We start from the raw sequence: 15,825 nt of genomic DNA, 5'->3' as shown, positions 1-15,825 counted from the left end.
TCAATGATTTTTTAAATGAAAAGCGATGTTTAAATCGAAGTAGAATGCACTTTTATAAAGAGTTTTTTGGCAAAAATTCAAACCAATCAGTCTTGAATTTTGACCAGAAATTTCTATGTTTTTAAAGAGTCAAAGAAATGAAGGGAGACGTCTTAGCAAATGGGATAACAGTCAGAGGGACTGGAGAGGAGGTTATGAGGGCCATTCAAGAAACTGAGTGAACGGGATAGCAGCCAAAAGGGCTAGCGAAGAAGATATTACGGCCAAACGGAAACTGAGTCAATGGGATAACAATCAAAGGTGTGAAGAAGAAATACAAAAGCGGTTCAATAGGAACTGAGCGAATGGGATAACAGTCAAAAGGACTAGCGGGGAGATAACAACGGCTAAACAGAAACTGAGTGAACGGGATAAGCGGACAAAGGTGTGGGAAAGAGAAGCTGATGGGCGGCAGAAAAGGCAATGAGTGAATGGGATAACAGTCAAAAGGACTGGAGGTGATGGCTAAACAGAAACTGAGCAAATGGGATAACAGTCAAAGGTGTGAGGAAGAGAAGCTGATGCGCCGAAACGAAACTGAGCCAACAAATAACAATCGAAGGTTTATCGAGGAGAGTTACCGGCGTATCTTCAAATATTCAGTATGATCTTAATATTTTCTTCATTATCGTAAGATTGCATCCTTCCAGAAAGAGGCGTCCGGGTAGACAATAGGACTATAGCGGAATTGATCATACTTCATCGGGAAAGGAAGGCGCTTGCATGAAGGCAGCAACCAAACAGTCCCGTTCCCGGAGCCGGTCCTCGGGTAGTAAGTGGGCCAGCATTCGCAAGGAATGGGGCTTGTATTTAATGCTCATCCCGGGCTTGGTGTTTTTGCTTATTTTCAAATACACTCCTATGTACGGGTTGGTCATTGCATTTCAGGATTTTAGTATTTTTCGCGGAATCTCGGGCAGCGAATGGGTGGGCTTGAAGCATTTTGAGAAGCTGATGGTCAACGACCAATTCCTCAGTGTGTTCCGGAATACCGTTATCATCAGCGTGTACAAGCTTATTTTCTTGTTCCCCGCACCGATTATTATTGCGATTCTATTGAATGAAATCCGCAAAATGATGTTCAAAAAAGTCGTGCAATCGATCATTTATTTGCCGCACTTTATTTCTTGGGTTATCGTCAGCGGATTATTCATCAATCTGCTTTCTCTTAATGGAGGAATCGTCAATACCTTGATAGAGAAGCTTGGCGGCGAACCGATAGGCTTCTTTATGGATCAGAACGTATTCCGTCCTTTGCTCGTAGTGACCGAGGGCTGGAAAGAGGTCGGATGGGGTACGATCGTTTATTTGGCGGCCATTTCCTCTATTGATCCACAGCTCTATGAAGCGGCCAAGATGGACGGAGCCAACAAATTTCAGCAGATGTGGCACGTAACCTTGCCAGGAATGGCTTCCACCATTGTCCTGATGCTTATTCTCCGTTTAGGAAGCATGCTTGAGGCGGGTACGGAGCAAATTCTCGTCATGTATAATCCGGTTGTATATAACGTTGCGGATGTCATTGGAACGTATGTTTACCGGGTGGGACTCGGGGCTTCGGATTACAGCTTTTCTACTGCGGTAGGCCTATTTGAATCCGTTGTCGCATTTACCCTCGTAGTGACCGGCAACTTTATCTGCCGCAAGTACTTAGGAAGGAGCATCTGGTAATGGCGGACACTGGTAAAACTCTGCAACCCTCTGGCCGGGTTAAAGTCCAGGGCGGACGAATTCGCGAGTCGCTCGGCGAACGTATTTTTACAGTATTGAACTATGTCTTTTTTATTCTGCTCGGGATGGCCACGCTTTTCCCGTTCCTGAACATTATCGCCAAATCGTTCAGCGGCGAAGCGGCGGTCGTATCCGGTCTCGTCACAATCTATCCGATCGACTTTCAAACCGGGACCTACCAGCTGGTGCTTGGCAATAAACAATTTATAAATTCCTTTAAAATTACGATCATCGTCACCATAATCGGGACGCTATCCGCCATGCTGATGACGGTTCTGGCAGCTTATCCGCTGTCCAAGCCCCATCTGGTGGGACGCAAAGCTTTTCTGCTTATTTATGTTTTTACTATGCTGTTCAACGGAGGACTCATTCCGACGTATCTGCTCATGCAAAATCTCGGTCTGGTCAACACGATGTGGGCCTTGTTCCTCCCGACCATGATCGTTGTTTTCAACATGCTGATTGTCAAAAACTATTTCGAAGCTTTACCGGAGAGTCTTGAGGAATCCGCCAAACTGGACGGTGCCTCAACCGGCCGGATTTTGTTCAGCATCATTCTTCCGCTGTCGAAGCCGGTGCTGGCTACGGTCGGCCTGTTCTATGCCGTCGCTTTGTGGAACAGCTACTTTGCCGCTATGGTATACATTACCGCCCCGGAACTCAAGCCCCTTCAGCTATACTTAAAAGAGCTGATTGCATCTACCAACGAGGTGATGACACAGGCCGGGGAAATTGATGTAAGCCGGGAATTGAACAAGACACCGGAGGCTGTGCAGGCCGCATCCATTATAACGGCTACCGTTCCGATTCTGTGCGTATACCCTTTCTTGCAGAAGTATTTTGTTAAAGGGGTACTGGTAGGCTCTGTTAAAGGGTAGTAAAGAAAGCGTTCAACAAATTAAGCTTATATTTCTTGACAAACGGGCTGTCGTCATTTTCAATAAAATGACGAAGCCGGTTAATCTTTGATTTTCGCACAACATCATAGCAAATTCCTTATTTTGACATTTTTCTGTTAAAGGTATGTCCGTTTGTCCGGGCAGACCTCTTTTTCTTTTACGCTTAGAAATTCCAAGAGTTGGGAGGACATTTCTTGATTAAGGTCATGTTGGTAGACGATGAGGAGATGACTAGAAGCGGGCTGAGGGAATTCATTTCTTGGGAGCAGCTGGGACTCGAGGTCGTCGGCGAAGCGGAGGACGGGGAAGAGGCATTGGAGCGGTTTATGCTCTTGCGCCCGGAGATTGTCCTATGTGACGTGAGGATGCCGAGAATGGACGGAATTACACTGGCCGGGAAGCTCAAGGAGCTGGCCCCGGATTGTAAAATTATCTTCTTGAGCGGCTATTCGGATGTGGCCTATTTGAAATCCGCTATCAAGCTTCAGGCGGTCGATTATATCGAAAAGCCCGTTCAGATTCACGAACTGGAAGCGCTGCTGGGCAGGACGGCGGAAGAAATCAGCAAGTCCAGGGAAGAAAACAGCAAACTGCTGCAAATCCGCAAAGCGCTGGACGAGAATTTGGCGGAACTGACGGGTAAGGCGCTCAAAGAGCTGTTCCAGCTCTCTTCCCCGGCCGATCCCGGCACCGAAAGAATCCTTGAGGAGCTGTTTACGCTGCATGGCGGTTTTCCGAGAGAGGGTAAATATATATGCTGCGTATTCACTGCCAGGGAAGCGGCGGAATGGGACTTATGGGAAGGACAAGCTATCGTGGAGGGAAAAGCTCAGGAGCTGTTGTTGCTTACAGCAGTTATGGATGGGATGGGGGTCGTTTGCTTCAGCATTCGTTCCGACAGTGAGCTAGAGCGAATCTCCTTATGGCTTAATCGCATGCTCCGCAAGGAGGACAACCAGCAAGCCTACTCTGCGGGCGTTGGGAGTATATGCCACCATCCGGCCGCATTGGGGCGGTCTTACAGGGAAGCGTTGAAAGCGCTTCAGCATCGTTTTTACCGTGGTTGGAACACATCGATCTGGTACAGCAAGCTCCCGCAGGAAGGGCAGCTTAAGCAGTTGTTATTCGATAAGCAGAACTATATCCGTTTCGAGGAGCTGCTTAAACAGCGCGATATCGATGCGGCCATCGACCTGTTGGACCAATGCGTCAACGATCTGGTTCTATTTCCTTCGCCGGATATCGATGCCGTCCGGACGAAGCTTTTTCGCTGGTATGTAGCGATGACGAAGCTGTATCCCGAGACGATGTGGGAATTCGAGAATGACGAGCTGTGGTCGTCAGTGTTCGTTGCCGGCGAATTATATACTATCCGAAATTTCATGATTCGCCGTCTGGGGATCATTAAGGAAAATATGGAGATCATCGGCCAGCCCGCCGAGAAGTCGGTTATCCGGGAAGTCGTCAAATACATTCAAGCGAATTATGACGGCGATGTTTCGATTGCTTCGATTGCCGGGCATGTTTATTTAACGCCGACCTATCTTTGCATTTTGTTCAAAAAAGAGAAGGGCATCTCCATCAATGATTATATTACTCAATTTCGTATCGAGAAAGCCAAGCAGCTGCTTAAGGACCGCAAGCTTAAGCTGTATGAAATCGCCGGCAAGGTCGGATACCAGGACGCCAACTATTTCGCCAAGGTGTTCCGCAAGCTGACGGGAATGAACCCTTCCGAGTTCCGCGAGAAGACGGAAGAAGGATTTCTATGAGCAGAAGTTTCTCAATCTTTGCGCTGTTCAATAATTTGCGCATCAAGCAAAAGCTGCTGTTGACCTATATAGTGCTGATCGTTATACCGGTAGGATCGATCTCGTGGATCTCTTATCATAAAACATCAGGAATGGTCGAGCAGCGGATTGTAGATTCCACCCGCCGGTCCTTCGAGCAAGCGAACACGTTTATTTCTTACAAGCTCAATAACGTCAAGGACGTTTCCAGCATGCTGTTCATGAACAAATCGCTGAATGAAATTCTTGCCAACAAGGATGCTTCCTACACGTTAAGCCAGCAGATCGATGATTATCAGATGCTGCTGGAAATTATCCGTTCAGCGCAAAACAGCCGTGAAATCTACGGAATCCGCTTGTATGTCAATAACGACTGGATCTACTCCCGGGAGAACAGCACCATTCTGCCGATGAAGGAAGCAATGCAAACCGAGTGGTTCCGCGATATGCTGAGCAATCAGGACGGCATCTACTGCCGCCCGACGTACGAATACGATTTTCAGGATATGCGGGGGGTGCAGCAGATTTTGTCCTGTGTCCGTCCCTTGCAGTTGGATGGCGGTTTTAATGGACGGATTCTGGGCGTCATAGCCATCGATATTTTGGAGGAGAGCATCAGCGAAATTATCCGCCAGACCAATATTACCCGCCTTGGACAGGTCTATTTAACAGATCAGGATGGGGTGATCATGTCAGGGCTGGATAAAGCCCAGATCGGCAAGCGGATTGACCTGGATTTGCTGCAAAATGATTCTTCCGGGACGGCGGGAGCGGAAGGAACCTTGACGGCCAGACCGGACGGCAGACCGTCCATAGTCATTCATAAGCAGGTGGAAGGGACGAGCTGGAGATTGGTCGCGATTATCCCGCAGGAGGAAATCTCGCAGCAAATCAATCCATTGGCGCGGGATCTGTTGCTTGTATTAATTGTTGTGACCGTGATCGCCATTTTGACGGCGTTTTGGATATCGTCGGGAATTACGCGCAGGATTCGGCTTCTGCTGCGGCATATCCGCAAGATTGAAGAAGAGCAGTGGGATTTCCGGGCTCGGGTGGACAGTACGGACGAGCTGGGGGTTCTGCAGCAGCATTTCAACTTGATGAGTGAAAATATGCAGAGGCTGATCAAGGAGAAATATGAGGAGGAGGTTCTCAAGAAAAGCGCGGAGCTGAAGGCGCTGCAGGCGCAAATTAATCCCCATTTCCTCTACAACACATTGGATATGATCCATTGGATGGCTTTAAAGCATAAGGCTCCGGAAATCAGTGAAGTGGTCGGGATGCTGGCGAAATTTTTCCGGCTAAGCTTAAGGGGAGGCAGGGATATCATTACACTGCAGGATGAATTGGAGCATGTCAGAATGTACCTTGACCTGCAAAATAAACGGTTCGGCGGAATGGTGGACTATGAGCTGGAATGCGAGCCCGGGGTGGAAAACTGCGCGACGGTGAAGCTTATACTGCAGCCGCTCGTAGAAAATGCTATTCTGCACGGTATCCAGGAACGGAAGGACAAGAGAGGCAAAATCCGGATTCACGCCTGCCGTGAAGAAGATCAAATTTTTATTAGCGTAGAGGATAATGGGGTAGGAATGAGCCGCACAGAGACGGAGCAGATTCTGGCGGGGAGACCCGGCAGCGGTTATGGAGTCCGCAATGTCATCGACAAAATCAAGCTTCATTACGGAGAAGGCTACGGTTTGTCCTACTATAGCGAGCCTGGAGAAGGGACGAAGGTCGTTATCCGCTATCCGGCTTTGCCGTATAACGAGGTGGAGAATTCCGGCGGGGGTACGGGCTGAATTATCGGCCAGGACAACAAAACAAGCAACTGTGGACAAATACGACAAATCCTAATCATGCTATATTCAAACCAGTCAACCTCTGACTTAAACACAATATTAAACCAATGGGGGAAGCAAGCATGAAAAAGGCGATAGCCGGTATGATCAGTTTTTCGTTAGCGTTTTCAGTCTTGGCGGGCTGTGCCAGCAACGGCTCCGGAACCCAAGCCGATGGCGACAAAGGAAGCGGCAGCGCGGGCAGCGAGAAGCCGGAGCTGAGACAGCTCGGGTTCCAGAGAAATTTCGATCCGAATTCCGACCCGGTAGCTAAATTTCTGGAAGAGCAAACGGGATATAAAGTCAAATACGAAACGCTGCCGCTCGAAAATCCGGACGACAAGCTTAACCTGCTGATGGCCAACAAGGAGCCCTACGATATTATTAAGCTGTCCGGCTCGCAGTACAACCGCCTAGCGGCACAGGGCGCGCTGGAGCCGTTGGACGAGCTGCTGGAACAGTACGGACAAACGATAAAAGAAGTCAATCCGCCGGAGCTGTTCGAGAATGCTAAAGTCGATGGAAAAATTTACGGGATTCCCGAGAAGCATCCGCGGGCTTTCGTCGGCAGTTCTCTGGCTGTCCGCCAGGATTTGCTGGATGAGCTGGGCATGAAGGTACCGGAGACCATCGATGAGTTCTATGAGCTGCTTAAAGCGATCAAGGAAAAGAAAGGCATTGTCCCGTTTAGCGGTTTTGAGAGCATCATCCCGGAAATTTCCGGCGCCTTCGGGGTTGTAACCCCTTGGGAGGTTCAGGACGGCAAGCTGATTCACAGGCTGGACCATCCGGGTATGAAGGAATATCTGGAGTTTATGAACAAGCTGTATAACGAAGGATTGATTGATCCCGAATGGCCGGTGAATAAATCAGCCACCGTGCAGCAGAAGTTTACGACCGGGAAAGCGGGAGTCATTACCTACGGCTGGGGAATAGCTCCGGCAGTAACCGAAGCCTTAAAGAAAAATATGCCTGAAGCGAAAATTACCCAGATTCCGGCGTTGAAAGGCAAGGACGGTCAGACAGGAAACTGGCTGCAGGGCGGTGGAGTAAGCTGGTATATCGCCATTCCGAAATCCTCCAAGCATAAAGAGGATGCTATGAAATATATGAACATGAAGGTTCAGCCGGATCTGTTCAAGAGCCTTTCCATCGGGGAAGAGAACGTTCATCACAAGAAGGATGACAGCGGCAAGCTGTTCCCGATCCTGCCGAAGTTCAACGATGATCGCGGGAATGCCGACTGGTTCATGACAAGCACGGATTCTACGGCTTACGAGGAGCTGTGGCTGCTGAGGGTCCGCAAGGATCAGGTGCTGTATGAGGCGTTCGAGGAAATTCAGAAGCAGGGTCCGATCTCCCGTAAAGATCCGACCGTTCTGGCTCCTCCGCTGCCTGTCGTCGGCAATAACATGCAGAAGCTGACCAAGCTCGAGTCCGATTACATCATTAAAGTCATCGCGGGGGCCGAAAGCTTGGACGGATTCGACCATTTCGTGAGCCAATGGAAATCCCAGGGCGGAGAAGAAGTCATTCGGGAATTGTCGGGTTGGTATGATCAGTCCAAATAAGGAAGCAAGCCGGGGAGAACTTCCCCGGCTCTTCTATTTCTCTTTTACATAACCTTAATATTTTCCCCGTTATCGTAAGATAGCCTTCTTATCATTTAACGGAAGACCTATCACAATGGACATAAAAGAGGCTCCGGGAGGAGCGGCAAGGGAGGCGAATATCGGTGTTGGCGAGGGAAAGCGATACTGCCCGTTCGGAGGGATGGTGTTTTGATAAACGGTTTTTAGACCGGCCGATTGCATTGGGGCATTTTGTTCTTGAGCAGGTAAGAGATAGCTGTTTTCTTGATGGCTTCTCCTCTTCCCCCGTCCATGCGAACAGTACGGAATTGTATTACGTCATGAACGGAACGGGTTCGCTTCTATGCGCAGGTGACCAGCTTCGTTTGCAGGAGCGGGATATTATCGTATGCCAAGCCCCGGATCGTTGGCGGGTAGAAAACTCCGAGAATTATCCCTTGCGCCTGCTCGGGCTTCGCTTCCGGCTTTCCAACGGTGCCCGGGGACCGGTGGCCGAACGCTTCGGCAAGCTGACTTGCGAGCAAATGGAGTTGTTGAAGGACGACGGTACCATTGAAACCATGCTGCTGGGCTTGTTAAGGGAGCTGGAACGCCCGGATTCCATGGCCAAGACTATGGCGGAGAGTTTTTTGCAGCAAATCGTTGTGAGCGTTTTCCGCGCCCGTCCGGGCCAGCAGCAGGCCGCGAGAAAGCCTGCTCCCATTAACGGAGCGAAGGAGCTCGTTTATCAAACGGTCCGTTATATGGATGAGAGCATGACGGAAATTAAGGAACTGAATGAAATCGCCGATGCCTTAGGCTACAGCTACTCCCGTTTGTCCCACGTTTTCAGGCTGGAGATGGGAGTTTCCCTGCAGACCTACTGGGCGCGCAGCCGAATGCTGCGCGCCATGAAAATGCTGCAAACCGGCAATACAACGATTACCCGGGTTGCGGAGCTGTTGCATTATCAATCGGTTCACTCCTTCAGTAAAGCATTTAAGAAAATTGCCGGCTTGTCACCGACGGAATATCAGGAGCTTTATGGCCGACCTGCATTGGCGGCCTCAATACATCAACGGAGGGACTTATCATGAAAGCTGCCATCTATTCGGAAAGGCAATTGGACCATCCATTGTCCATAGAGGCGAATCAGTATTCGCTGAACCAATTGGAGCATCACGAGTTGAATGCGTATGATGCTGTGCTGGTCGTAGGATCGGGCAAGGTGGACGAGGAAACCGCTCTATCTGTACCGGTAATAGAGAAGCTGTGGCGTTATGTAGAGCAAGGGGGAAGACTGTATGCGGAATTGATCAGCGCCTTCGATTTTCCCAGCTCGCGGTTGTTCGGCTGGAAGCAGGATTTTCCCAAATCGAGAAGAACACTTGAGAAGCTGAGGGTAGCGCTCAAGGATGCTTCCCTTCCCCAAGGGGCATTGCTGGAGTGGGAGGGCGCGATGGCCTACGGGTTTTCCATTCATACGGAAACTTGGCTGGACTTTGGAGCCTTCCGGCAAACCCGCGAGTCGGGAGAAGATGACGGAACGTCCGCATTTCCCGGTCTGCTGTCTAAGAAGATGGGGAAAGGTCTTGTCGTCTACAGCGCCTTCTCGCTGCTATCCCGCCCTCATGGAACGGTCCTGAGGCCCCATTGGCTGTGGAACCAAGTGTTGGCGAAGCTATCGCAGGCTACGGGCATTCCGTTGGCCGGATTGGACCCGATTATCCGTACAGGCGCCGATAAGCCGGCCGAGGAGGCTGTGCGCCGGAATGCGCAATGGTTCCTTCGTTCCGGCATGCTCCCCGAAGAGGACGGATCCACGGGTGTGTATGAGAACGTCCACTCCGTGACCGCCCGGGTATCGCCGGACCGCCGCCCCGACTGCCATGCGCATACCGCATTGATGATGCATTTGTATTCCCGGTATACGAAGGACCCGAGCTGGAGCGAGAGGGCCCACCGATTGCTGCAATATTTATTCGATCAAGGGTATCAGGATATGAATCCTGAATCGGAGACGTTCGGATTTTTCAAATGGTATCAGTTCCCTGGGGAGAGGCCGGATCAGATTTTTACGGACGATAATGCCTGGGTCTGCTTCGTGCTTCTGTATTTGTACCGCCGGACCGGCAAGGAGGAATATAAGCGGAGAGGAATGGCGGTCGCACAGGCACTGCTGTCTACGCAGCATGAGACAGGCCTGAGGCCGAACATGCTGATCGGGGCGGAGATGGAGGCCAAAGGGGCCGCCCAAGCATCGGCGGAGCATGCGGCGAGCTTTAATCCGCATTTCGAAAGTATAGCTCATGCGGCTTTCCTACAGGCTTATCTCGTTTCGCAAGACTCCGCCTATTTGGATACGGCGATGCGGGGCTCTCTGGCTTTACTGGAGCGTATGGGAGAGCTTAAATTTATGTACAGCCGGACATCCGGGCTTTCCCGTTTCCTTCTTCCTTTGGGGTATCTCAGCCGCAAGGACCCGACGGGGCGGATCCGTCAAGGATTGGATGAGGTTACGCACTATTTGTTAAGCCATCTTCATAGTTTGGGCGGTATTGAAGAAGCGGACAACCCCGATCCGGAACGGTTCGGGCAAGAGGATACGGGAGTGTTTCTATATAACGGGGAGGAGATTGCCGACCAATTATATACGAATAATTTCCTGCTTATGAATGCGTGGGAAGCATGGAAAGCGACCCAAGAAGATAAATACGCGGAATTATATCAAAACTTGTCCCGTTTTCTGTGCGGCATTCAAATCGAAAGTCCCAATCCGCTGTTCGATGGAGGGTGGATGCGGGCGTATGATCTGCGCCATAGAGAATATTTCGGCAACAACGGGGATACCGGATGGGGGCCGTATTGCATGGAAAGCGGATGGACCAACGCGATAACCTCGGCGGGTCTGCTGCTTGGCCTGCTGGATGAGTCGGTCTTTGATGAATAATTGTTCTAATAGAAATAATTAATAATTCTTATCCGTCGAATGATGGTCTATCAGAGTGATAACCCCCAATCCTGCAGGGATAAGTCTACGTCTATATTTAAGACGAAACTTCAATCGGATGGCGCAGAATCTGACATCTGACCAAACGATTGCTCAGTATTGCTTAAGCGAGCGAGTTTTTATTCTACGATATTGGAAAGGAGCCAGGCGGATGATGAAACAGCTGCATGCAGATGTTGTTATTATTGGAGGTGGAACGGGGGGATGCGCGGCTGCCTTGGCTTGTGCCAAGATGGGCAAAAAGGTGCTCATGACCGAGGAAACGGATTGGATCGGAGGCCAATTGACAAGCCAGGCGGTTCCCCCGGATGAGCATCCGTGGATCGAGCAGTTCGGTTGCACCGCCAGCTATCGGCAATTCCGAAATCGGGTGCGCGATTATTACAGCCGCAATTTTCCGCTGACGGCAGCAGCCCGCTCCGATCTTTATTTGAACCCGGGCAATGCCACTGTAAGCCGGGTAGCCCATGAGCCCCGTACCGCCTTGGCTGTCCTGAATGACATGCTGGCTCCCTACATTCATAGCGGGACGCTAACCGTGATGACCCGTTATAAATGTGTCCGTGCGGAAACATCGGGCGACGAAGTTGCAGCGGTCCATGTCCGGAGCCTGGACACGGGGGATGAGATCGTGCTGACCGCCCCGTATTTTCTGGATGCCACGGAAGAGGGGGATGTGCTCCCCTTGGCCGGAGTCGAGTATGTAACCGGCTCGGAATCCGTCAGCCAGACCGGCGAGCCGCATGCCTTGGAAGGAGAGGCCGATCCTCAGGATATGCAGGCCTTTACTTACTGCTTCCTGGTCGATCATCTCGAAGGGGAGGATTTCACTATTCCGAAACCGGCCCAGTATGATTTCTGGAGGGAGTATCAGGCGGATTTCTGGCCTGACAAACAGTTAAGCTGGATGGGACTTGTTCCGCATACGCTGGAGCCGGTCCGTTACAGCTTCTTCCCGGACGGCAAGTCGTTCTCGTTATGGCAATACCGGAGAGTCATTGACCGTTCCCTGTTTGCGGAAGGGACTTTTGACAGCGATATGACGATCGTCAACTGGCCGCAGAACGATTATTGGCTCGGCTCCATCATCGATGTTCCGGAGGAGGAACGCATCAAGCATCTGGAGAACGCCAAGCAATTGAGCTTGTCCCTGCTGTATTGGATGCAAACCGAGGCCCCGCGTCCGGACGGACGGTACGGTTACCCGGGGCTGAGGCTTAGGAAGGATGCTGTCGGCACGGAGGACGGGTTGGCCAAAAGTCCGTACATCCGCGAGGCAAGAAGAATTCGGGCCGAATTGACCGTTGTGGAGCAGCATCTGAGTCCCGCATGCAGACCGGGATTAACGGCTGAAGATTACCCGGATTCGGTCGGCATCGGCTGCTACCGGATCGATCTGCATCCGAGCACGGGGCTGCGCACGTATATTGATGTTCCGAGCCTGCCGTTTCAAATTCCTCTGGGCTCGCTCATTCCGGTCCGGGTCAACAATTTGCTGCCCGCATGCAAAAACATTGGCACAACCCATATTACAAACGGTTGCTATCGGCTGCATCCGGTCGAATGGAACATCGGCGAAGCGGCGGGTTATTTGGCCGCCTACTGTGTGGAGCACGGAGTCAAGCCGCGCGAAGTGCGCAATGATAAGCAGAAGCTGGAGGATTACCAGTCGATTCTGGTACAGGCCGGTGTGGAGCTGAAGTGGCCATCCATTCACGCGGTCTAGCGGGTAGGGCAAACGGGCGCACGGAGGAAATTTGGGAACGGGGATAACTATCGCCGCTCCTACTGCCTTCGACTACTATCCCCTTCGCTCAGGTTTAGCAGGATGAGGCACTGGGGGCTTCATGTTTGGCGAAGAGGAGAACGGAGCAAAGAGGTATGACTGGAACTAACGAGATCGCTCCAGCTGCCTTCGACTACTATCCCCTTCGCTCAGTTTGGCGGGACGAGCCGCTGGGAGCTTCATGTTTGGCGAAGAGGAGAACGGAGCAAAGAGGTATGACCGGGACTAGCGAGATCGCTTCAGCTGCCTTCGACTACTGCTCGGGTTTGGCGGGTAGAATTGCTGGGAGCCTTATGTTGGCCAAGAGGAGAGCGGAGCAAAGAGGTATGACCGGGACTAACGAAATCGCTCCTACTGCCTTCGACTATTATCCCCTTCGCTCAGTTTGGCGGGGCAGAACCGCTAGAGCTTTACGTTTGGGGAAGAGGGATGCCAACGGTTGGAAGTCCAGCCCGTTTTGTCTTAGACAAAGCGGGCTTTTTTGCCGTCTATTCCGAACGGATTCATGCTATAATTTTGATTATTTCCTGTTAATGGAATCAAAGGTCGGGGAGGGCTAAATGCACAGACCAATACTATGCTATTTATGGGTGCTTCTAATCTCAATCCTGCTTTATGCTCCCAGGGTTCATGCGTGTGTTGACGAGGAGGGGGCATATCCTCAGAGCTTAGCGGAACTGAAGGGATTGGGAATGTTTATCGGCTTGTCAGCGGTCATTGTGTTCAGTCTGGTTTGGATCGCAGTTCAATGGCGGCGATCGTCAGGCTCCAAGCGGCTGCGTTACCGGTTATGGGCCGTTGAACTTCCCCTTCTTTTGGTTTGTGCGGGAATAGTGGTCATTGTGGTCACCGTCTATCTTCCGCTGCTTTTTTTCGATAATAAGTGCGTATGAGTCCAAGGTTGAATCTATGATTGTTTGTCTATCTACCATAGAAAAATATTAAACGGGGGGCGGGGACATACATCATCCTTCTCCTCTGTACATATACCTTTTTTACGATATAAGCATGATAAGCCTTAACGGCCTTCCTTCTTATATCTCATCGTAACGCATTCACTCTGGAAGAATCGGTGAAATCGGGCGGTTTTTAACCAACGGATTGAAGACGATTCTATCTTCGCAACGAGAGGATGAACAAGGTATGTGTGGAATAGTCGGATGGATTGACTGGCAGAGGGACTTAGCCTCCGAGAGGCTGTATATGGAGGCGATGACCGCAACACTGGCTGCACGCGGGCCTGATGCCTCCGGGCTGTGGATTTCCGGGCATTGTGCGTTTGGACATCGCCGGTTAAGCGTCATAGACCCGGATAACGGCGCTCAGCCTATGCTCCGGCAGAGCGGCGATTATACCTATGTTATCGTTTATAACGGAGAATTGTATAACGCTCCCGAGTTAAGAAAGGAGCTGGAGCTGTTGGGGCATCGCTTCCGGACGCAATGCGACACGGAAGTGCTCTTGGCCGCTTACATGGAGTGGAAAGAGGAATGCGCCGCCAGGTTAAACGGAATTTTTGCCTTTGCCGTATGGGATGAGCAGAGGCGTCATGTTTTTCTGTGCAGGGACCGATTGGGGGTTAAGCCGCTTTTTTATATGCAAGTGAATGGGGCGCTCTTATTCGCATCCGAGCCGAAAGCGGTATTGGCACACCCGGCGGTTAAACCGCAGGTCGGCCTGGAAGGCTTGGCGGAAATCTTGGTGATGGGGCCGGCGAGAACCCCGGGATGCGGTATATATTCGAATCTATCGGAGCTCAAACCGGGACACAGCCTGCTGTTTAACCGCGATGGGGTTCGTCCCAGCTGTTATTGGCGCCTCGAAAGCAAACCGCATTCCGACGGCATCGGTACGACAGCGGAGAAGATCAGGGAACTTCTTCGCGATACTCTGGAGCGCCAATTGATTTCGGATGTGACTGTATGCACCCTGCTTTCCGGAGGGCTGGATTCAAGCGCTTTAACGGCCTTGGCCGCAGATTATTATCGTCGTACCGGCCGGGGAGAGCTTCACACCTATTCGGTAGATTACACGGATAATGACAAGCATTTTACAGCCAGCCTTTTCCAACCGAACAACGATGCCCCCTGGATCCGCCGCATGAGCGAATATTTGGGAACCTGCCATCATCACGTCGAGTTTGATACGCCGGAGCTTGTCTCTGCTCTCAAGCAAGCGGTAATCGCGCGGGATTTGCCGGGAATGGCGGACGTGGACGCGTCTTTGTACCTGTTCTGCCGGGAAATTAAACGATCCGCCACCGTCGCTATTTCCGGAGAAGCCGCCGATGAAATATTTGGCGGTTATCCATGGTTTTATCGCGAGGAAGCTCTGAATGCCGGAACATTCCCGTGGGCTCTGGCAGCAGAGGAAAGGGCAGGCCTGCTTTCCGAGGATGTCCGTTCCTGGATGCACCCCGGTTCCTATATCAAGGAAAGCTACAATCTGGCCATTGCCGAGGTCCCCCGTCTACCCGGAGAGAACCCGCAGGAGGCACGGATGAGAGAGATGTCATACCTGAACATAACCCGGTTCATGCCGACGCTGCTGGACCGCAAGGACCGGATGAGTATGGCCGCCGGGCTGGAGGTCCGCGTGCCGTTCTGTGATCATCGGCTGGTGGAGTATGTATGGAATATCCCTTGGGAAATGAAAACGGCCGGGGGACACGAAAAAGGAATACTGCGTCATGCACTGGAAGGTCTTCTCCCGCGAGATATTCTGACCCGCAAGAAGAGCCCCTACCCGAAAACACATAATCCGAACTATTTGGCCGCCGTGAAAAAATGGGTGCTGGACATACTTGACGATGCCTCTTCTCCGCTGCTACCCTTGATCAATGCGTCGAAAATCCGCCAAATGGCCGAGGGAACAGTCCCGTTTACTTCCCCCTGGTTTGGGCAACTAATGAACGGTCCGCAAATGTTTGCCTATTTGGCACAAGTCGACTTTTGGCTTCGCACTTACCGGGTATCCATTCGATAATGCGTTAATGTAAAGCCGGAACCATTTGTAGTGAGATATCCGGCATTTAATGGCAGGTCCGCTTTCGTGCAATTCGGAACACAGCAGGCAATGCTTGCGTTAGTTTAATTATGTGTTTTCTGTGTGTTTTAATCTAGTTAGCAGTTGAGTATAAAATTTATTGTGATAAAATA

General features: G+C 51.1%; 10 protein-coding genes. All 10 read left to right on the top strand.

Annotated elements, in window-relative coordinates; all coding sequences use genetic code 11:
* The first annotated feature begins 762 nt into the window (after positions 1 to 762).
* The 10 genes from ACFQ03_RS09735 to asnB all read left to right on the top strand — a co-directional run bounded on the left by ACFQ03_RS09735 (position 763) and on the right by asnB (position 15,652).
* Positions 763 to 1,710 (top strand): ABC transporter permease, encoded by a 948-nt coding sequence (locus ACFQ03_RS09735; protein ID WP_144941678.1) that lies wholly within the window; start codon positions 763 to 765, stop codon positions 1,708 to 1,710.
* Positions 1,710 to 2,648, top strand: a complete 939-nt coding sequence (locus ACFQ03_RS09730) for a carbohydrate ABC transporter permease (protein ID WP_144941676.1) — start codon at positions 1,710 to 1,712, stop codon at positions 2,646 to 2,648. The genes ACFQ03_RS09735 and ACFQ03_RS09730 overlap by 1 nt, the downstream gene beginning before the upstream one ends.
* Before the next feature lie 215 nt (positions 2,649 to 2,863).
* Positions 2,864 to 4,441, top strand: a complete 1,578-nt coding sequence (locus ACFQ03_RS09725) for a response regulator (protein WP_379287790.1) — start codon at positions 2,864 to 2,866, stop codon at positions 4,439 to 4,441.
* On the top strand, positions 4,438 to 6,261 hold the full coding sequence (locus tag ACFQ03_RS09720) for a cache domain-containing sensor histidine kinase (protein WP_144941672.1): 1,824 nt from the start codon (positions 4,438 to 4,440) through the stop codon (positions 6,259 to 6,261). Before ACFQ03_RS09725 ends, ACFQ03_RS09720 begins: the two co-directional genes overlap by 4 nt.
* A gap of 122 nt (positions 6,262 to 6,383) precedes the next feature.
* Positions 6,384 to 7,871, top strand: coding sequence for an extracellular solute-binding protein (locus tag ACFQ03_RS09715; RefSeq protein WP_379287788.1), 1,488 nt, complete (start codon positions 6,384 to 6,386; stop codon positions 7,869 to 7,871).
* A gap of 164 nt (positions 7,872 to 8,035) precedes the next feature.
* Positions 8,036 to 8,968, top strand: coding sequence for a helix-turn-helix transcriptional regulator (locus ACFQ03_RS09710; protein WP_144941667.1), 933 nt, complete (start codon positions 8,036 to 8,038; stop codon positions 8,966 to 8,968).
* Positions 8,965 to 10,821, top strand: a complete 1,857-nt coding sequence (locus ACFQ03_RS09705; RefSeq protein ID WP_379287785.1) for a hypothetical protein — start codon at positions 8,965 to 8,967, stop codon at positions 10,819 to 10,821. Before ACFQ03_RS09710 ends, ACFQ03_RS09705 begins: the two co-directional genes overlap by 4 nt.
* A gap of 211 nt (positions 10,822 to 11,032) precedes the next feature.
* Positions 11,033 to 12,607, top strand: coding sequence for an FAD-dependent oxidoreductase (locus ACFQ03_RS09700; RefSeq protein WP_379287783.1), 1,575 nt, complete (start codon positions 11,033 to 11,035; stop codon positions 12,605 to 12,607).
* 620 nt (positions 12,608 to 13,227) lie between these two features.
* Positions 13,228 to 13,560 carry a hypothetical protein gene (locus tag ACFQ03_RS09695; protein ID WP_150959661.1) on the top strand — a complete coding sequence of 111 codons (333 nt, stop codon included), beginning with the start codon at positions 13,228 to 13,230 and terminating at the stop codon, positions 13,558 to 13,560.
* Positions 13,561 to 13,810: 250 nt separating this feature from the next.
* Positions 13,811 to 15,652, top strand: a complete 1,842-nt coding sequence (gene asnB, locus ACFQ03_RS09690) for an asparagine synthase (glutamine-hydrolyzing) (RefSeq protein ID WP_150959660.1) — start codon at positions 13,811 to 13,813, stop codon at positions 15,650 to 15,652.
* Positions 15,653 to 15,825 lie beyond the last annotated feature (173 nt).

Source organism: Paenibacillus residui, assembly GCF_042677205.1.
In the GTDB taxonomy this organism is placed as follows: domain Bacteria; phylum Bacillota; class Bacilli; order Paenibacillales; family NBRC-103111; genus Paenibacillus_L; species Paenibacillus_L residui.
This window is presented reverse-complemented; position numbering and strand designations above follow the sequence as displayed.